General features: G+C 73.5%; 17 protein-coding genes. 16 read left to right on the top strand and 1 reads right to left on the bottom strand.

The window, feature by feature from the left end; translation table 11 throughout:
• Positions 1-70: 70 nt before the first annotated feature.
• The 15 genes from ACFTWP_RS01585 to hypE all read left to right on the top strand — a co-directional run bounded on the left by ACFTWP_RS01585 (position 71) and on the right by hypE (position 15,381).
• Positions 71-1,822, top strand: a complete 1,752-nt coding sequence (locus ACFTWP_RS01585) for an enoyl-CoA hydratase-related protein (RefSeq protein ID WP_380261455.1) — start codon at positions 71-73, stop codon at positions 1,820-1,822.
• A 143-nt stretch (positions 1,823-1,965) separates the two neighbouring features.
• The gene (locus ACFTWP_RS01580; protein WP_380261453.1) at positions 1,966-3,048 is read left to right on the top strand and encodes a hydrogenase expression protein HypE; all 1,083 of its coding nucleotides are present in this window, start codon (positions 1,966-1,968) and stop codon (positions 3,046-3,048) included.
• A 75-nt stretch (positions 3,049-3,123) separates the two neighbouring features.
• Entirely contained in the window at positions 3,124-4,908 is a 1,785-nt protein-coding gene (locus tag ACFTWP_RS01575) for a nickel-dependent hydrogenase large subunit (RefSeq protein WP_380261451.1), read from the top strand.
• Entirely contained in the window at positions 4,905-5,486 is a 582-nt protein-coding gene (locus tag ACFTWP_RS01570) for a hypothetical protein (RefSeq protein ID WP_380261449.1), read from the top strand. Before ACFTWP_RS01575 ends, ACFTWP_RS01570 begins: the two co-directional genes overlap by 4 nt.
• Positions 5,483-6,136: a DUF5947 family protein gene (locus tag ACFTWP_RS01565; RefSeq protein WP_380261447.1), complete on the top strand. Its 654-nt coding sequence runs from the start codon at positions 5,483-5,485 to the stop codon at positions 6,134-6,136. Before ACFTWP_RS01570 ends, ACFTWP_RS01565 begins: the two co-directional genes overlap by 4 nt.
• The gene (locus ACFTWP_RS01560; protein WP_380261445.1) at positions 6,133-6,843 is read left to right on the top strand and encodes a DUF6084 family protein; all 711 of its coding nucleotides are present in this window, start codon (positions 6,133-6,135) and stop codon (positions 6,841-6,843) included. Before ACFTWP_RS01565 ends, ACFTWP_RS01560 begins: the two co-directional genes overlap by 4 nt.
• Positions 6,840-8,267: a hypothetical protein gene (locus tag ACFTWP_RS01555; protein WP_380261443.1), complete on the top strand. Its 1,428-nt coding sequence runs from the start codon at positions 6,840-6,842 to the stop codon at positions 8,265-8,267. The genes ACFTWP_RS01560 and ACFTWP_RS01555 overlap by 4 nt, the downstream gene beginning before the upstream one ends.
• On the top strand, positions 8,264-8,911 hold the full coding sequence (locus tag ACFTWP_RS01550; RefSeq protein ID WP_380261441.1) for a hydrogenase maturation protease: 648 nt from the start codon (positions 8,264-8,266) through the stop codon (positions 8,909-8,911). Before ACFTWP_RS01555 ends, ACFTWP_RS01550 begins: the two co-directional genes overlap by 4 nt.
• Entirely contained in the window at positions 8,896-8,997 is a 102-nt protein-coding gene (locus ACFTWP_RS01545; RefSeq protein ID WP_380261439.1) for a DUF6893 family small protein, read from the top strand. The genes ACFTWP_RS01550 and ACFTWP_RS01545 overlap by 16 nt, the downstream gene beginning before the upstream one ends.
• Positions 8,998-9,194: 197 nt before the next feature.
• Complete coding sequence (gene hypA / locus ACFTWP_RS01540; protein ID WP_380261437.1) at positions 9,195-9,575, top strand: hydrogenase maturation nickel metallochaperone HypA; 381 nt, start codon at positions 9,195-9,197, stop codon at positions 9,573-9,575.
• A gap of 5 nt (positions 9,576-9,580) precedes the next feature.
• Positions 9,581-10,423 carry a hydrogenase nickel incorporation protein HypB gene (gene hypB / locus ACFTWP_RS01535; RefSeq protein WP_380261435.1) on the top strand — a complete coding sequence of 281 codons (843 nt, stop codon included), beginning with the start codon at positions 9,581-9,583 and terminating at the stop codon, positions 10,421-10,423.
• Positions 10,420-12,795 (top strand): carbamoyltransferase HypF, encoded by a 2,376-nt coding sequence (gene hypF, locus ACFTWP_RS01530; protein WP_380261433.1) that lies wholly within the window; start codon positions 10,420-10,422, stop codon positions 12,793-12,795. Before hypB ends, hypF begins: the two co-directional genes overlap by 4 nt.
• A gap of 48 nt (positions 12,796-12,843) precedes the next feature.
• Positions 12,844-13,140 carry a HypC/HybG/HupF family hydrogenase formation chaperone gene (locus ACFTWP_RS01525; protein ID WP_380261431.1) on the top strand — a complete coding sequence of 99 codons (297 nt, stop codon included), beginning with the start codon at positions 12,844-12,846 and terminating at the stop codon, positions 13,138-13,140.
• Positions 13,137-14,291: a hydrogenase formation protein HypD gene (gene hypD / locus ACFTWP_RS01520; RefSeq protein ID WP_380261429.1), complete on the top strand. Its 1,155-nt coding sequence runs from the start codon at positions 13,137-13,139 to the stop codon at positions 14,289-14,291. The genes ACFTWP_RS01525 and hypD overlap by 4 nt, the downstream gene beginning before the upstream one ends.
• On the top strand, positions 14,284-15,381 hold the full coding sequence (gene hypE, locus ACFTWP_RS01515) for a hydrogenase expression/formation protein HypE (RefSeq protein WP_380261427.1): 1,098 nt from the start codon (positions 14,284-14,286) through the stop codon (positions 15,379-15,381). Before hypD ends, hypE begins: the two co-directional genes overlap by 8 nt.
• 113 nt (positions 15,382-15,494) lie before the next feature.
• On the opposite strand, the gene ACFTWP_RS01510 is transcribed toward hypE, so the two are convergent.
• The gene (locus ACFTWP_RS01510; protein ID WP_380261425.1) at positions 15,495-16,169 is read right to left on the bottom strand and encodes a class I SAM-dependent methyltransferase; all 675 of its coding nucleotides are present in this window, start codon (positions 16,167-16,169) and stop codon (positions 15,495-15,497) included.
• Positions 16,170-16,368: 199 nt separating this feature from the next.
• Here ACFTWP_RS01510 and ACFTWP_RS01505 point away from each other — a divergent pair.
• Positions 16,369-17,438, top strand: a 1,070-nt coding sequence (locus ACFTWP_RS01505) for a C40 family peptidase (RefSeq protein WP_380261423.1), incomplete at its 3' end; no start/stop codon positions are given.

The raw sequence follows: 17,438 nt of genomic DNA, 5'->3' as shown, positions 1-17,438 counted from the left end.
CATCGGAGGGACGATCGCTGCCGGCGGGGCCGGCTGCTCGGCGCCGGCCCGGACGGCTCCGGAGGTCGTGATGCGGGTCCTGCTCCTGGCGAGCGCGTTCAACAGTCTGACCCAGCGCCTCTTCGCCGAACTGCGCGACCGTGGAAACCATCTGACGGTCCATCTGGCCTGCGGTGACGAGCCGCTGCGGGACGCCGTCCGCTGCGAGCGGCCCGAGCTGGTGCTCGCGCCGATGCTCAAGACCATGATCCCCGCCGACGTCTGGTCCCGGCACACCTGCCTGGTGGTCCACCCGGGCCCGCCCGGCGACCGCGGGCCGTCCTCGCTGGACTGGGCGATCCACGAGGGGGTCGAGCGCTGGGGGGTGACGGTCCTGCAGGCCGACGGCCGCCCGGACGGCGGCGAGGTCTGGGCCGACGCGGAGTTCCCCGTCCCGCCGGTGGGCAAGAGCGACCTCTACCGCAACGAGCTCTCGGACGCGGCGGTGCGGGCGGTGCTGCTCGCCGTGGAGCGCTTCGCCGCCGGCACCTACCGGCCGCGTCCGCAGCACGGACCGGACTGGGACGTCCCCGACCACGACCGGCCGTACCTCGACCAGGGCCTGCGGCGGATCGACTGGGCCCGCGACCCGACCGAGGCCGTCCTGCGCAGCCTGCGGGCGGCCGACTCGCAGCCCGGCGTGCTGGACGAACTCCTCGGCGGCGAGTGGTACCTGCACGGCGGCCACCCGGAGGACGAGCTGCGGGGGCGCCCGGGCGAGCTGTTGGCGACCCGCACCGGGGCGCTCTGCCGGGCGACGGTGGACGGCGCGGTGTGGATCCCGGAGCTGCGCCCGAGGCGGCGCCCCGGCGGTCCGGAGACCTTCAGGCTCCCGGCCGCCCTGGCACTGGGCGACCGCCTGCCGCGGCTGCCGGAGGTGCCCGCGCCGCTGGACCTGCCGGACCACCGCCGGACCTGGACGGACATCCGCTACCGGGAGCAGGACGCGGTGGGCCTGCTCCGGTTCTCCTTCCCCGGCGGTGCGATGAGCACCGACCACTGCCGCCGGCTGCTGGAGGCGTACCGCTTCGCCCGCTCCCGGCCGACCACCGTCCTGGTGCTGGGCGGTGGCCGGGACTTCTTCTCCAACGGCATCCACCTGAACGTGATCGAGGCGGCCCGCGACGCCGCCGCGGAGTCCTGGGCGAACATCACCGCGATGGACGACCTGGTGGAGGAGGTGCTGACCACCACCGACCGGCTGGTGGTGTCCGCGGTGGGCGGCAACGCCTCGGCGGGCGGGGTGGCCCTGGCGGCGGCGGCCGACGAGGTGTGGTGCCGGGACGGCGCGGTGCTGAACCCGCACTACCGGCTGATGGGCCTGTACGGCTCCGAGTACTGGACGTACACGCTGCCGCGGCGGGTCGGCGCGGCCACCGCCGAGCGGCTCACCCGTCAGGCCCTGCCGATGACCGCGGCGGCCGCGCAGCGGATCGGGCTGGCCGACCGGGTGCTCGCGGTCGCGCCGGAGGACTTCGGCCGGGAGGCGGTGCGGCTCGCCGGACTGCTGGCGGCGAGTCCGGTGGTCGGCGGCCTGATCGCGGCGAAGAAGGAGGCCCGCGAGCGGGACGAGGGGCGACGGCCGCTGGCCGGGTACCGGGAGCGGGAGCTGGCCCTGATGCACCGTGCCTTCTTCGGGTCGGGGGAGCCGTACCACGCGCTGCGGTCGGCGTTCGTCCGCAAGCGTCCGCGACCCGGCACGCCCGCGCACCTGCGCCCGCCGGCTCCGGGCCCCGGGGATCCGGCGGCGGAGGACGCCGGCGGGCCCGCCGCCCGGCCCTGACGGCCCGCGATCGGGCCACCCGGGTTGCGGTCCGGGCCGCCACCGCTTCGGCTCTGTTCGCCTGAGCCCCGGGCGCTTGGTGCTGCTATGAAGAATCGAGTCCGTTTTGTCGGGCTCGTCCCAGTGTTCGAGGAGGCATCCTCATGGGTGCGACAGAAACCACCACCGTCGAAGGATCCGCCCCGCAGGGCGGCCAGGAACTGCCGCTGGTGCACATCCTCTGGATCAACGCGGGCCTGAGCTGCGACGGTGACTCCGTGTCGCTGACCGCCGCGATGCAGCCCAGCATCGAGGAGATCGTCACCGGCGCACTGCCCGGCATTCCCCCGGTCGCGGTCCACTGGCCGCTGATCGACTTCGAGTGCGGGCCCGTCCAGGGCGCCGACAACTTCGTCGAGTGGTTCTTCAAGGCGGAGCGCGGCGAACTGGAGCCCTTCGTCCTCGTGGTCGAGGGCTCCATCCCCAACGAGAAGATCAAGGAGGAGGGCTACTGGTGCGGCTTCGGTGACGACCCCGCCACCGGCCAGCCCATCACCACCAGCGAGTGGCTCGACCGGCTGGCGCCCAAGGCCACCGCCGTGGTCGCCATCGGCACCTGCGCCACCTACGGCGGCATCCACGCGATGGCCGGCAACCCGACCGGCGCCATGGGCGTGCCCGACTACCTCGGGTGGGACTGGAAGTCCAAGGCCGGCCTGCCGATCGTCTGCGTGCCCGGCTGTCCGATCCAGCCGGACAACTTCTCCGAGACCCTGCTCTACCTGCTCTACCAGCTGGCGGGTTCCGCTCCGATGATCCCGCTGGACGACAAGCTGCGTCCGACCTGGCTGTTCGGCGCGACCGTCCACGAGGGCTGTGACCGGGGCGGCTACTACGAGCAGGGCCAGTTCGCCACCGAGTACGGCTCGCCCCAGTGCCTGGTCAAACTCGGCTGCTGGGGGCCGGTGGTGAAGTGCAACGTCCCCAAGCGCGGCTGGATCAACGGCGTCGGCGGCTGCCCCAACGTGGGCGGCATCTGCATCGCCTGCACCATGCCGGGGTTCCCCGACAAGTTCATGCCGTTCATGGACGAACCGCCCGGCGGCAAGGTGTCCAGCACCGCGAGCACCGCGTACGGCGTGGTGATCCGCAAGCTGCGGAGCATCACCGCCAGCACGGTCGACAAGGAACCCAAGTGGCGCCAGACCGGGAAGAAGCTGACGACCGGGTACCGGCCGCCCTGGTGATCCCCTGACGCCGTACCAGCCGGCCGGCTTCTCCGCCCGGTGACCACCCCGACGAGGAAAGGCACGAGAGAGACGATGGCACCGACGACGAAGGCGGCCGGCGACGGCAGCGGCCTGACCGAGATGTCCTGGGATCCGATCACCCGGATCGTGGGCAGCCTCGGGATCCACACCAAGATCGACTTCAAGCAGAAGAAGGTCGCGGAGTGCTACAGCACCTCCTCGGTCTTCCGCGGCTACAGCGTCTTCATGCGCGGCAAGGACCCGCGCGACGCGCACTTCATCACCAGCCGCATCTGCGGCATCTGCGGCGACAACCACGCGACGTGTTCGGTGTACGCGCAGAACATGGCGTACGGCGTGAAGCCGCCCCACCTGGCCGAGTGGATCATCAACCTCGGCGAGGCCGCCGAGTACATGTTCGACCACAACATCTTCCAGGAGAACCTGGTCGGGGTGGACTACTGCGAGAAGATGGTCCGCGAGACCAACCCCGGCGTGCTGGAACTGGCGGAGCGCACCGAGGCGCCGCACGCCGGCGACCACGGCTACAAGACCATCGCCGACATCATGCGCTCGCTGAACCCGATCGAGGGCGAGTTCTACCGCGAGGCGCTGCAGGTCTCCCGCTACACCCGGGAGATGTTCTGCCTGATGGAGGGCCGCCACGTGCACCCCTCCACGCTCTACCCGGGCGGCGTCGGCACCGTCGCCACCGTCCAGCTCTTCACCGACTACCTCAGCCGGCTGATGCGCTACGTGGAGTTCATGAAGCGGGTCGTGCCGCTGCACGACGACCTCTTCGACTTCTTCTACCAGGCCCTGCCCGGGTACGAGGAGGTCGGCCGGCGCCGCATCATGCTGGGCTGCTGGGGCAGCCTCAACGACCCGGACCACTGCGACTTCACCTACCGCAACATGACCGACTGGGGCCGGCGGATGTTCGTCACCCCGGGCATCGTGGTCGACGGCAAGCTGGTCACCAACGACCTCACCGAGATCAACCTCGGCATCCGGATCCTGCTCGGCAGCTCCTACTACCAGGACTGGGAGGGCCAGGAGCAGTTCGTCACCCACGACCCGCTCGGCAACCCGGTCGACCCGCGCCACCCGTGGAACCAGCACACCATCCCGGCCCCGCAGAAGCGGAACTTCGACGACAAGTACAGCTGGGTGATGTCCCCCCGCTGGTTCGACGGCAAGGACTACCTGGCGCTGGACACCGGCGGCGGCCCGCTCGCCCGGCTCTGGTCCACCGCGCTCTCCGGCCTCGTCGACTTCGGGTACGTCAAGGCCACCGGGCACAGCGTGCAGATCAACCTGCCGCGGACCATGACGAAGCCGGAGAAGAGCTTCGAGTGGAAGATCCCGCAGTGGAGCAACGCGATCGAGCGCAACCGCGCCCGGACGTACTTCCAGGCCTACGCGGCCGGCGCCGCCCTGCACTTCGCCGAGAAGGCGCTCGCCGAGGTGCGCGCCGGGCGCACCCAGACCTGGGAGAAGTTCGAGGTGCCCGACGAGGGCCTCGGCTGCGGCTTCACCGAGGCGGTGCGCGGCGTGCTCTCGCACCACATGGTGATCCGGGACGGCAAGATCGCCAACTACCACCCGTACCCGCCGACCCCCTGGAACGCCAGCGTCCGCGACACCTACGGCACGCCGGGCCCGTACGAGGACGCGGTGCAGAACACCCCGATCTTCGAGGAGAACTCCCCGGAGAACTTCAAGGGCATCGACATCATGCGGGCCGTGCGCAGCTTCGACCCCTGCCTGCCGTGCGGCGTCCACATGTACGTCGGCGACGGGAAGACCGTGCAGAAGATGCACGTCCCCACCGGACTCAGCGGGATGGGCGGATGAGCACCGCGACCCACGGCGGCGCGCCGAGCGCCGAGCAGACCGGCCGGCGGGTCGAGGAGGTCCTCGACCGGCTGGCCGCCACCGGCGACCCGGCCGTGGGCGCCGCCGCAGAGGAGCTGGTCCGCGTCCTGATGGACTTCTACGGTGCGGGCCTGGCCCGCACGGTGGCCCTGCTCACCGACGCTCCCGCCGGCGGCGGCAACGGCGGTGGCACCCCCGCGCCGGCGCTGGCCCGACTGCTGGACGACGAGCTGGTGGCCGGCCTGCTGGTGCTGCACGACCTGCACCCGTACGACGTCACCACCCGGATCGGACGGGCCCTGGCCGCCGTGCCGGACCACCCCGCCGAGGTGCTCGACTTCGACGAGGACACCGGCACGCTCCGGCTGCGCCTGGCCGCCGCCACCGGCGGAGGCTGCGGCTGCGGGAGCACCGAGCAGAGCGCGCGGCAGAGCATCGAGGGCGCCCTCGCCTGCTTCGCGCCCGAGGTGACGGCGGTCGATCTGGAGCCCGCCGAACCGCGCGCCGCCGAACCGGTGCTGCTGCAGATCGGCGCCCGGCCGGCGGGCGCCCGGTGACCGCGCCGCCGACCGCCGGGCCCGGTACGGGCACGGCCGCGCTGCGCCGGTTCCGGGAGCCCGCGCCCCCGCGGCCGGAGCGGTGCGAACTGTGCGGGCAGGCACTCGCCACGGAGCACCGGCACCTGGTGGAGACCCGCCTGCGGGCCCTCGCCTGCGCCTGCCAGGCCTGCGCGGTGCTCTTCGCGCAGGCCGGCGCCGGCGGCGGCCACTACCAGGCGGTGCCGGAGCGCTACCTCGTCGATCCGCACCACACCCTCGACGACGGCGCCTGGGAGCAGCTCCAGATCCCGGTCAGCACCGCGTTCTTCTTCCGCAACGCCGCGCTGGAGCGCCTGGTCGCGCTCTACCCCAGCCCGGCCGGCGCGACCGAGAGCGAACTCGACCCGCAGACCTGGGAGTCGGTGCTCGGCCGCAGCGTGCTGGCCGACCGGCTGGCGGCCGACGTCGAGGCGCTGCTGCTGCACCGCGCCCCCGGGCGCACCGAGTGCTACCTGGTGCCCATCGACATCTGCTACGAGCTGGTCGGCCGGATGCGCCTGCTCTGGCAGGGCTTCGACGGCGGGGCCGAGGCCCGCGCCGACCTCGCGGCCTTCTTCGAGCGCGTCCGGGCCCGGGCCCGCACCCTACCGAAGGGCGAACTGCCGTGACAGAACTGACCTTCACCTGCACCGGGGTCCGGGCCGACCCGTACGCGGCCGGCCCGACCCTCGTCTTCCGGCTGCGGATCACCGCCGCCGACGGGGCCCGGGTCCATGCCCTCGCGCTGCGCTGCCAGCTCCGGCTCGAACCCGCCCGGCGCGGCTACGACACGCAGGAGGGTGAGCGGCTCGCCGACCTGTTCGGTGAGCGCTCCCGCTGGGGCAGCACGCTGAACCCGGTGCAGTTCGCGCAGGTCTCGCTCACCGTCCCCGGGTTCACCGGGGAGACCGAGGCCGACCTCGTGGTGCCCTGCACCTACGACATGGACATCGCGGCCTCCCGCTACCTCGGCGCGCTCGCCGACGGCACGGCGCCGCTGCTGCTGCTCTTCTCCGGCACCGCCTTCACCGGCGCCGGCGGCTTCCAGGTCGAGCCCGTGCCCTGGGACCGCGAGGCCCGCTGCGCGATGCCGGTCGCCGTCTGGCACCAGATGATCGAACAGCACTTCCCCGGCTGCGGCTGGATCCGGCTGCCGCACGACGCCATGGACGCCCTGCTGGGATACCGCTCCCGGCACGCCCTGCCCTCCTGGGAGGCGACCGTCGGCGCCCTGCTCGCCGCCGCGGGCACCGGCCCGTCCGCACCGCGACCGGCCCGGCCGCTGAGCACCACCGCGGCACCAGCACACCTGTCGACCGAAGGGACCGTACGGTGACCACCAGCGCCCCCGTGCCCGAAGTGGAGACCCGCTTCTCCGCCGCCCGCCAGATCGCCGACGCCGTCCTCTTCGAGGGCTACGTGCTCTACCCGTACCGGGCGTCGGCCGCGAAGAACCGGCTGCGCTGGCAGTTCGGCGTCCTCGTCCCCCCGGCCTGGGGCGCCGACAGCGCCGAGCACTCCTCGCAGCGCACCGAGTGCCTGATGGAACCACGCCGGGGCGCGAGCCTGCTGATCGAGGTGCGGTTCCTCCGGGCCCAGCGCCGTACCGTCGAACGGGCGCTGCCGGGTTGGGCGTTCGAGCCGACGGACGCGCTGGAACTGCCCGACCGGATCCTCGTCCCCTGGGACGAGGGGGTCGAGGAGCGGATCGAACTCACCCTGTCGCTCGACGAGTTGACCGGGGAGGGGGTCAGCGTCCCGTTCAGCAGGCCGGCCTCCGAGGACAGCGAGCTCGTCCACACCGAGGAGGGGCAGGTGACCGGCCGGCTGCTGCGCCGACGCGAGCAGGTGGACGGCCTGCTCCGGCTGCGCACCACCGAAGTCCCCGGCCCGTACGCGGCGTTGAAGCTCACCGCCGAGCTCGCCAACGCCGGCGGCTGGGCCCCGCAGGCCGCCGCCGCCCGCGACGCCGCACTACCGCACTCGCTCATCTCGGCCCACCTGCTGCTCGGCCTCACCGCCGGCACCTTCGTCTCGATGACCGACCCGCCGGAATGGGCCCGCGGCGCGGTCGCCGACTGCCGGAACGAGCGCACCTGGCCGGTGCTGGCCGGCGAGCAGGGCCGGGCGGACGTGCTGCTCTCCTCCCCGATCATCCTGGAGGACCACCCGATGGTCGCGCCCGAGAGCGCCGGCACGCTCTACGACGCGACCGAGATCGACGAGATCCTGGCGCTGCGCACCACCGCCCTCACCGACCGGGAGAAGCGCGAGGCCAGGGGCACCGACATCCGGGCCGGCGAGGTGATCGACCTCGCCGACTCGCTGCCGCCCGAGGTGTGGGAGCGGCTGCACGGCGCGGTCCGGGCGCTGCGGGAGATCACCGATCCGGCCGTCCGGCAGGACCCGGGCGCGGCGCCGGAGGCGGGCGAGCCCTTCGCCCCGCGCCCGGAGACCCCCTGGTGGGACCCGGCGGGCGACCGCAGCGTCGATCCCTCGCGCGACCGCGTCCGGATCGGCGACCACTCGGTCGGTGCCGGCAGCAGGGTGCTCCTCAAGCCCGGCCTGCGGCGCACCGACGCACAGGACCTCTTCCTCGACGGGCGCAGCGCGCTGGTCGAGGCGGTGCTGCACGACGTCGACGGCGCGGTCCACCTGGCGGTCACCGTCGAGGGCGATCCGGGCGCCGACCTCTGGCGCCAGCAGGGCCGGTTCCTCTACTTCCAGCCGGACGAGGTCGTCCCCCTGGAGGAGGTGTGAGCGAGAGCGCGGCGGCCCCGGGCGCGGCCGGCCGGGTCCTGGTGGCCGGGGTCGGCAACATCTTCCTCGGCGACGACGGATTCGGCGTGGAGACCGTCCGGCTGCTCGCCGCCCGGCCGCTGCCGCCGGACGTGGACGTGGTCGACTTCGGGGTCCGCGGCGTCCACCTCGCCTACCAACTGCTGGACGGCTACCGGGCCCTGGTCCTGGTGGACGCCACCGCCCGCGGCGGCGTGCCCGGCACGGTGTACCTCATCGAGGCGGCCGCTCCGGGCTCGGTGGAGCCGCAGTCCCCGGTCCTCGACGGGCACCGGATGGGCCCGGACGCGGTGCTGGCGCTGCTGGACACGCTCAGCGCCGGCACCGGTGGCGCGCCCCCCGGGCGGGTCCTGGTGGTCGGGTGCGAGCCGCAGTCGCTGGAGGAGGGCATCGGCCTCAGCGAGCCGGTGGCCGCCGCCGTCCCCCAGGCGGTCGAGGTGGTGCTCCAGGTGCTGCGGGAGGGGACGGGGAGCCCGGCGGAGCAGCCCGGCGCCGAGGCGGGCGGCGGGGGCGGGAACGGCAGTCGGGCCGCCGCCGAACCGGTGGCGGCCCTCAGCGCGGGGGACCGAGAAGAGAGAAGGACACCAGCATGCGGAAAATCCTGATCGCCGGCGTGGCCGGCTTCGTCACCCTCCTCGTGGTGGTGAGCCTGCCCGACATCAAGCGCTACCTGAAGATCCGTTGCATGTGAGGGGCGCCGGCGCCGGCCGCGCCGTCCGGTGACGGGGCTGCGGCGAATGGCGTAGGCGACGGCGCGGTGACGGCGCGGCTCCGGGGCCGCGCCGTCACCGCGCTCTGTAATGGAGCCCGGACGCCGAGCGCCGACCACGGCGCCCCGATGGACGGGTGCACGCCCGCGGCGGCGAGGACGCGCGGGGAGGAGGGCCCATGCACGAGATGTCGATCGCCATGGCCGTGGTCGAGCAGGTCGAGGAGGCCGCCGGCTCCACCGGGGAGACCGCGGTCGAGGCCGTCCACCTGCAGGTCGGCGAACTCGCCGGGGTCGTCCCGGACGCGCTCGCCTTCTGCTTCGAACTCGCCTGCGCCGGCACCGTCCTGGAGGGCGCCGAACTGGTCGCCGAGACGGTGCCCGCCCGGGCCCGCTGCGCACCCTGCGCCGCCGAGTGGCCCGTCGGCATGCCGCCGGACCTGGTCTGCCCGCGGTGCGGCGGAACGCAGGCCGAACTGCTGGCCGGGCGTGAACTCCAGATCACCGGCGTCCGCTGGGCCGACCGCCCGGTGCCCGCCCGAGCCCACCGGGAAGGCTGAAGCCCATGTGCCGAGTCGTCGACCTGCAGCAGGCCGTGCTCGCCAAGAACGACCGCAGCGCGCAGGACCTGCGGGCCGCGCTGGCCGCGCGCGGCGCCATCGCCGTCAACCTGCTGTCCAGTCCGGGGAGCGGCAAGACCGCCCTGCTGGAGAGCGAGCTCGGGATCGCCCGCGAGCGCGGGATCCCGGTGGCGGCGCTGACCGCCGACCTGGCCACCGAGAACGACGCCACCCGCCTGGCGCGCTCCGGAGTGCCCGTCAAGCAGGTGCTCACCGACGGCCTCTGCCACCTGGAGGCCTCGATGCTCGGCCGGCACCTGGACGGCTGGCTGCCCGAGGCGACGCAGGTGCTGTTCGTCGAGAACGTCGGCAACCTCGTCTGCCCGGCCTCCTACGACCTCGGCGAGTCGCTGCGGGTCGCCCTGGCGGCGGTCACCGAGGGGGAGGACAAGCCGCTCAAGTACCCGACGGCCTTCGGCCTCGCCAACCTGGTGGTGGTGACCAAGACCGACATCGCCGAGGCGGTGGAGTTCGACGAGGCGGCGTTCCGCGCCAACGTCGGGCGGGTCAATCCGGGGGTGGAGATCCTCTTCACCTCGGCCCGCAGGGGCCTGGGAGCGGGCCTGCTCCTGGACCGTGCGCTGGCGGTGCGCGAGGGCGGGCCGGTGCACCTGCCGGTGATGGCGCGGCAGCAGGGCGGGGACGGGCACCCGGCGGGGTCGGGGCACGGCCACGACCACGGACATGCGCACGACCACGACCACGAGCACGACCACGGGCACGGGACTGACCACGGGCACGGGCACGAGCACGGCCACGCCACCGTTGCCTCCGGGGACAGGTCTTGACGCTCCAGGAGTCCCCCGACCTCCGGGAACGCCGGCGGGTGGCCGTGCAGGGCGTGGTGCAGGGGGTGGGGTTCAGGCCCTTCGTCTACACCCTCGCCACCGAGCTCGGGCTGCACGGCCAGGTCACCAACACCGGTGAGGGCGTGACCGCCGAGGTGGAGGGCCACCCCGAACGCGTCGCCGCCTTCTGCCGCCGGCTCGCCAGCGACGCGCCGGCCCTCGCCGCGGTCGAGTCGGTGAGCCACCGGCCGCTACCGGTCACCGGCGGCGAGGGCTTCGCGATCGTCGCCTCCAGCGCCGGCGGGCCGCGCCGCACCCTCGTCCCACCGGACGTCGCCACCTGCGCCGACTGCCTCGCCGAACTGGCCGACCCGGCGGACCGCCGCTACCGCCACCCCTTCATCACCTGTACCAACTGCGGCCCGCGGTTCACCATCGTCACCGCACTGCCCTACGACCGGGCCAACACCACCATGGCCGGCTTCGAGATGTGCCCGGACTGCGCCCGTGAGTACCGCGACCCGGCCGACCGCCGCTTCCACGCGCAACCCGTCGCCTGTCACGCCTGCGGACCCCGGCTCGCCCTGATCGTCCCCGGCCGGCCCGACACCGGCGGGGCGGACGCCATGGCGCTGGCCCGGCGGATGCTGGCCGCCGGCGCCATCCTCGCCGTCAAGGGCATCGGCGGCTACCACCTCGCCTGTGACGCCGCCGACGCCCGGGCGGTGGCCCTGCTGCGCCGCCGCAAGGCCAGGGGTGACAAGCCCTTCGCGCTGCTGGCCCGCTCCCTCGCCGAGGTCGAGCCGTACGTCCGGCTGGGCCCGGAGGAACGGGAGTTGCTGGCCGGCCCGGCCCACCCCATCGTCCTGCTGCGCCGCCGGCCGGGCGGGCCGGGGCCGGCTGAGCAGGTCGCGCCGGGCAGCCCCGACCTGGGCGTGATGCTGCCCTACACGCCCCTGCACCACCTGCTGCTCGGCCTGCCCGGCGACCCTCCCGGGCCCGGCCTGCTCGTGCTGACCAGCGGGAACCGGTCGGGTGAGCCGATCGTCACCGACGACGCCGAGGCGCTGACCCGCCTCGCGCCGCTCGCCGACGCCTGGCTCACCCACGACCGCCCCATCCACGTCCCGTGCGACGACTCGGTCGTCCGGATCTGCGACGGTCACAGCCTGCCCGTCCGCCGCTCGCGCGGGTACGCGCCGCTGCCGCTCACGCTGCCGCTGCCGGTACGCGCCACCCTCGCGGTCGGCGGCGACCTGAAGAACACCTTCTGCCTCGGCGAGGGGCGCCGCGCCTGGCTGTCCGGGCACATCGGCGACATGGACGACCTGGACACCCAGCGCGCCTTCGGCCGCGCGGTGGGCCAGCTGGGCGCGATCACCGGGGTCGAGCCCGAACTGCTCGCCGCCGACCGCCACCCCGGCTACCGCTCGGCCGGGTGGGCGCGGCGGGCCGCCGAGGGCCGTCCGCTCGTCCGGGTGCAGCACCACCACGCGCACATCGCGGCGGCCATGGCCGAACACGGACTCGACGGCAGCCGGCCGGTGATCGGCGTGGCCTTCGACGGCACCGGCTACGGGGACGACGGGGCCGTCTGGGGCGGCGAGGTCATGATCGCCGACTACGACGGCTTCCGACGGTACGCCCGGCTACGGTACGCGCCGCTGGCCGGCGGCGATGCCACGGTCGCCCGCCCCTACCGGATGGCGCTGGCGCACCTGCACGCCGCCGGCATCGACTGGGCGCCGGACCTGCCCTGCGTGGCGGCCTGCCCGCCGGAGGAACTGGGAGTGCTGGCACGCCAGTTGGACCGGAACCTGAACTGCGTGCCGACCTCCAGCATGGGCCGGCTCTTCGACGCGGCCGCCTCGCTGGCCGGAATCTGCCAGCTGGCCGGCTACGAGGCCCAGGCCGCCATCGAGTTGGAGGCGGCGGCGGTCGGCCATCAGGAGGCGGGCGGCGGATACGCGTTCGAGCTGCGCCCGGTCGAGGCCGGCCCGGGCGGCGGGCACCCGGGCGACGCGTCGCTGATCGCCGACCCCGCACCGGTGTTCACCGCGATGGCCGCCGACCTCCGCTCGGGTGCGCCGCCCGGACTGCTCGCGGCGCGCTTCCACCAGGCGGTGGCCGACCTGGTCCGCCGGGCCTGCGGGCGGGCGCGCGAGCAGCACGGGCTGGAGACGGTGGCGCTGACCGGCGGCGTGTTCGCCAACGTGCTGCTCTCCCGTGCCTGCGCCGCCGGATTGACGGCCGACGGATTCACCGTGCTGCGCCACCGGCTCGTCCCGCCGGGCGACGGGGGGCTGGCGCTCGGCCAGCTGATGGTGGCGGGACGAATCCCGGCGGAGGAGGCGGCCACGGCCGAATCCTGAGCAGCGGGTGTGCAGTTCGACCGGTCGCCGAGAAGTGAGGAGAGCCCGATGTGCCTGGCAGTACCCGGAAGGGTTGTGGAGATCGAGGAGCGGGACGGTACCCGGATGGCCGTCGTCGACTTCGGCGGCGTGGTGAAGGACGTCTGTCTGGAGTACCTGCCGGACCTGGCGGTCGGTGAGTACGCCATCGTCCACGTGGGGTTCGCCCTGCAGCGGCTCGACGAGGAGTCGGCCCGCAAGACGCTGGAGCTCTTCAACGAACTCGGTCTGTTGCAGGAGGAGTTCGGGGATCCGTGGGAGGCGGCCGCCGGTGCGGGCGGCGTAGTTCAGGAGGTGCAGGAGTGAAGTACCTGGAGGAGTTCCGGGACCCGGAACTGGCCCGTCGGCTGCTCGACGACATCCGGGCCACGGTGACCAGGCCGTGGGCGCTGATGGAGGTCTGCGGCGGACAGACGCACACCATCATCCGGCACGGCATCGACCAACTCCTGCCGGAGGGCGTCGAACTGATCCACGGGCCGGGCTGCCCGGTCTGCGTGACACCGCTGGAGGTGATCGACAAGGCGCTGGAGATCGCCTCCCGGCCGGGTGTGATCTTCTGCTCCTTCGGCGACATGCTGCGGGTGCCCGGCACCGACCGCGACCTGTTCCGGGTGCGCGGCGAGGGCGGGGACGTGCGCGTGGTGTACTCGCCGCTGGACGCGCTGCGGATCGCTCAGCAGAACCCCGACCGGGAGGTGGTCTTCTTCGGCATCGGCTTCGAGACCACCGCCCCGCCGAACGCCATGACGGTGTACCAGGCGCGCCGGCTCGGGATCCGCAACTTCAGCCTCCTCGTCTCGCACGTGCGGGTACCGCCCGCCATCGAGGCGATCATGACCTCGCCGGAGTGCCGGGTCCAGGGCTTCCTGGCGGCCGGCCACGTCTGCAGTGTGATGGGCGTGGACGAGTACCCGGAGCTGGCCGAGCGGCACCGGGTGCCGATCGTGGTGACCGGGTTCGAGCCGCTCGACATCCTGGAGGGGATCCGGCGCACCGTACGGCAGTTGGAGCGTGGCGAGCACCGGGTGGAGAACGCCTACCGGCGTGCGGTGCGCCCGGAGGGCAACCCCGCTGCCAAGGCCATGCTGGCGGACGTCTTCGAGGTCACCGACCGCTCCTGGCGGGGCATCGGGGTCATCCCGCAGAGCGGCTGGCGACTCTCCCCGCGCTACCGCGAGCAGGACGCCGAGCACCGCTTCGAGGTCACCGGCATCACCACCCGCGAGCCGGCCGAGTGCCGCAGCGGCGAAGTCCTCCAGGGGCTGCTCAAGCCCAACCAGTGCGAGGCCTTCGGCACCACCTGCACCCCCCGCAACCCGCTCGGCGCCACCATGGTCTCCAGCGAGGGCGCCTGCGCGGCCTACTACCTCTACCGGCGGCTCGGCATGCCGGCCGCACCCCTGCCGGCCAGCACCCTGCCGGTCGTTCCGCTGGAGGCGAGCCCCGTTGCCTGACACCACCACCACCGGCACCCGCACGGCGAGCACCGCGCCCGCACCGGACTTCGCCAACTGGAGCTGCCCGTTGCCGCTGCGCGACCACCCGAGGGTGGTGATGGGCCACGGCGGCGGCGGGGCGATGTCCGCCGAGCTGGTCGAGCACGTCTTCGCCCCGGCCTTCGGCGGGCAGGTGCTGGCCTCGCTGGGCGACTCGGCCGCGCTCACCCTCGGCGGCGCCCGACTCGCCTTCTCCACCGACTCGTTCGTGGTCCGGCCGCTGTTCTTCCCCGGCGGCAGCATCGGAGACCTGGCGGTGAACGGCACGGTCAACGACCTCGCGATGAGCGGGGCTCGGCCGGCCTACCTCTCCTGCGCCTTCATCCTGGAGGAGGGCGTCGAGATGGCGGTCGTCGCCCGGGTGGCCCAGGCACTCGGCGACGCCGCCCGCCGCGCCGGCGTCGAGGTGGTGACCGGCGACACCAAGGTGGTGGAGGCCGGCCACGGCGACGGCATCTACCTCAACACCGCCGGGATCGGCCTGATCCCGGCCGGGGTGGACATCCGCGCCCAGCGGGCCGCACCGGGGGACGTGGTGATCGTCAGCGGTGACATCGGCGTCCACGGCGTGGCCGTGATGAGCGTGCGGGAGGGTCTGGAGTTCGGGGTCCGGATCGAGAGCGACTGCGCCGCGCTCGGCGGACTGGTCGAGACGATGCTCGCCGTCACCCCCGACCTGCACGTCCTGCGTGACCCCACCCGGGGCGGGCTGGGCGCCGCGCTCAACGAGATCGCCGTCGCGGCGGGTGTCGGCGTGCTCGTCCAGGAGCGCAGCGTCCCCGTCCCGGACGAGGTCGCCAACGCCTGCGCGATCCTCGGCCTCGACCCGATGTACGTCGCCAACGAGGGCAAGTTGGTGGCGTTCGTGCCGCGCGAGCACGCCGACGCCGTGCTGGACGCGATGCGCGCCCACCCGCTCGGCGCCCGGGCCGCGGTGATCGGGGAGTGCGTCGCCGAGCACCCCGGCATGGTGGTCGCGCGTACCGCGCTGGGCGGGACCAGGGTGGTCGACCTGCCGATCGGTGAGCAGCTGCCCCGGATCTGCTGAGTCGGGACCGGCCGCCCCCGGAGGCGGCCGGCGACAGGGCGGGACGACCCGCCGGCGAGGTCTGCGCCGGCGGGTCGTCCTTGTGCGTGAGGCCGCTCGTTCGCCCGGGTCGGTCAGCCCGACGGGCGGTAGTACGAGGCCACGGCCGGCTGGCCGGTGTAGTTCGGGCCGGCCGCCGGGTCGGCTCCCAGCCAGGTGAACGGCAGGGTGAGGGTCCGACCGCCGTGCAGGGTGAGTCGGTGGCGGCGGGCGTCGTACTCGAACCCGGCGGCCCGCAGCGCGGCGAGGACGGGTCGTGCGGCCGGCCCGCCGTCGGGCAGGCGCAGCGAGGCCGGATCGAGGTCGGCGGCGAGCAGCCCGTCGGACTTCAGCCAGCCGGCCGCCCGGGTGAGCAGTGCCAAGGTGTCGCCCAGGTAGTGCAACCCGTGGACACAGGTGATCAGGTCGTACGCCCTGACCGGTCGCCAGTCGGCCGTGGAGGCGGTGACCAGCTCCACCGTCGGCGGCAGCGGTGACCGGGTGCGCGGGCCGACCAGGTCGACACCCGTCAGCACGGCGTCGTCCGGCAGCCTGGCCGCGGCGGCGCGCAACGCGTGGCCCTCGCCGCTGCACAGGTCGAGCCAGGCCGGCGGGCCGGGCGCGGCCAGCAGCCGGACGACCGGGTCGAAGCCGAGTTCGCGGGCGTAGCTGTTCACGCCGGTGAGGCCGCGGGCGCGGTTCATGGTGGAGTTGGCCACCACGTCGCAGTCCGCGAGCGCCTGTTCGGAGTACAGCTGCGGCGCCGTCACAGGGGTGCGCCGGGCCGGCGGGTGGTGGTCATCCCGCCATTGTCGCGGGCGTGGTGGCGGTCGCCGCCACCGGCCGGTGAGGACTTTGGGAAGGTGGCCGCCCGCTCTATCCGCGGCGGCCGTCCGGTGCTTGAATGACCGCCACCAAATCACCTCCCCCTACTGCCACTTGTGGCACACATCAGCCTAGGACTCCCCTATGACTACGCGCGTCGACCTCTTACCGCGCCGAGCCGTTGCCGGCCTCCGGTACGCGGCTCTGCTGGCCATGTTCGCCTCCGTCCTCCTCTTCTTCTCCGGCGTGCAGCCCGCCCAGGCCGCGCCGGCCTGCGGTGTACTCGCCCAGGGCGCCGCGCCGCAGGCCGCCGCCGCCGTGAACTCCGCCTGCGGGCTGATCGGAACGCCCTACTCCTGGGGTGGCGGCCACGGCGGCCAGCCCGGGCTCTCGTACGGGATCTGCGACGCGTCCAACGGCGCGCCCAACGACTGCCACGTCCGCGGTCTGGACTGCTCCGGGATGGTCCGCTACGCGTACTACCTGGCGGTCGGCGCCGACGTGATCAACGGGGTGACCACCACCCAGTGGCCCTCGTCCCGCGCGGTCGCCCGGTTCTACCGGGCCGACGGCACCGGCCCGTTGCTCCCGGGCGACCTGGTGTTCTTCGGCAACACCGCCTCCACCATCCACCATGTGGCGATGTACCTCGGTCAGGGGTACATCGCGGAGGCGCCGTACTCCGGCGGCTACGTCCAGGTGGCGGCGCTGTCCTCGCACGGCGACTACTACGGCGCCATCCGGCTCTACGGTCCGGGCGGCGGATCCCCCACTCCGCCGCCCGGCGGCGGGCAGTACTGGGTGGACACCTTCGCGAACGCTTCGGTGTACGGGTCCCCGACGAGTACGGCGAGTACGGGGACGTTGTACCAGGGCACCAACTACGTGTTCTGCAAGGCCTGGGGGCGTGAGATCCGTAGTGGGAGCAGTTTCAACCACTGGTGGTTGAAGACGGATCCGGATGTGGGGCCGGGTGGTCAGTGGGTGTCGGCGTACTACCTGTCGAGGTGGGGCAACGACGTGGCCAAGGACAACAACGGCACGGTGATCCCCGACTGCCCGGGCGGATCCACCCCGCCTCCGAGCACGACGAAGTACTGGGTGGACACGCTCGCCAATGCTTCGGTGTACGGGTCCCCGACGAGTACGGCGAGTACGGGGACGTTGTACCAGGGCACCAACTACGTGTTCTGCAAGGCCTGGGGGCGTGAGAT

It is taken from the genome of Kitasatospora sp. NPDC057015, from assembly GCF_042673745.1.
In the GTDB taxonomy this organism is placed as follows: Bacteria; Actinomycetota; Actinomycetes; order Streptomycetales; family Streptomycetaceae; genus Kitasatospora.
The sequence above is the reverse complement of the archived record's forward strand: the minus strand, read 5'-3'. Positions and strand labels throughout refer to the sequence as shown.

Coding starts and splice junctions, on each gene's coding strand:
- ACFTWP_RS01585 (WP_380261455.1), top strand. CDS start 71: ATGCGGGTCCTGCTCCTGGCGAGCGCGTTCAACAGTCTGACCCAGCGC.
- ACFTWP_RS01580 (WP_380261453.1), top strand. CDS start 1,966: ATGGGTGCGACAGAAACCACCACCGTCGAAGGATCCGCCCCGCAGGGC.
- ACFTWP_RS01575 (WP_380261451.1), top strand. CDS start 3,124: ATGGCACCGACGACGAAGGCGGCCGGCGACGGCAGCGGCCTGACCGAG.
- ACFTWP_RS01570 (WP_380261449.1), top strand. CDS start 4,905: ATGAGCACCGCGACCCACGGCGGCGCGCCGAGCGCCGAGCAGACCGGC.
- ACFTWP_RS01545 (WP_380261439.1), top strand. CDS start 8,896: ATGCGGAAAATCCTGATCGCCGGCGTGGCCGGCTTCGTCACCCTCCTC.
- hypA (WP_380261437.1), top strand. CDS start 9,195: ATGCACGAGATGTCGATCGCCATGGCCGTGGTCGAGCAGGTCGAGGAG.
- hypB (WP_380261435.1), top strand. CDS start 9,581: ATGTGCCGAGTCGTCGACCTGCAGCAGGCCGTGCTCGCCAAGAACGAC.
- ACFTWP_RS01525 (WP_380261431.1), top strand. CDS start 12,844: ATGTGCCTGGCAGTACCCGGAAGGGTTGTGGAGATCGAGGAGCGGGAC.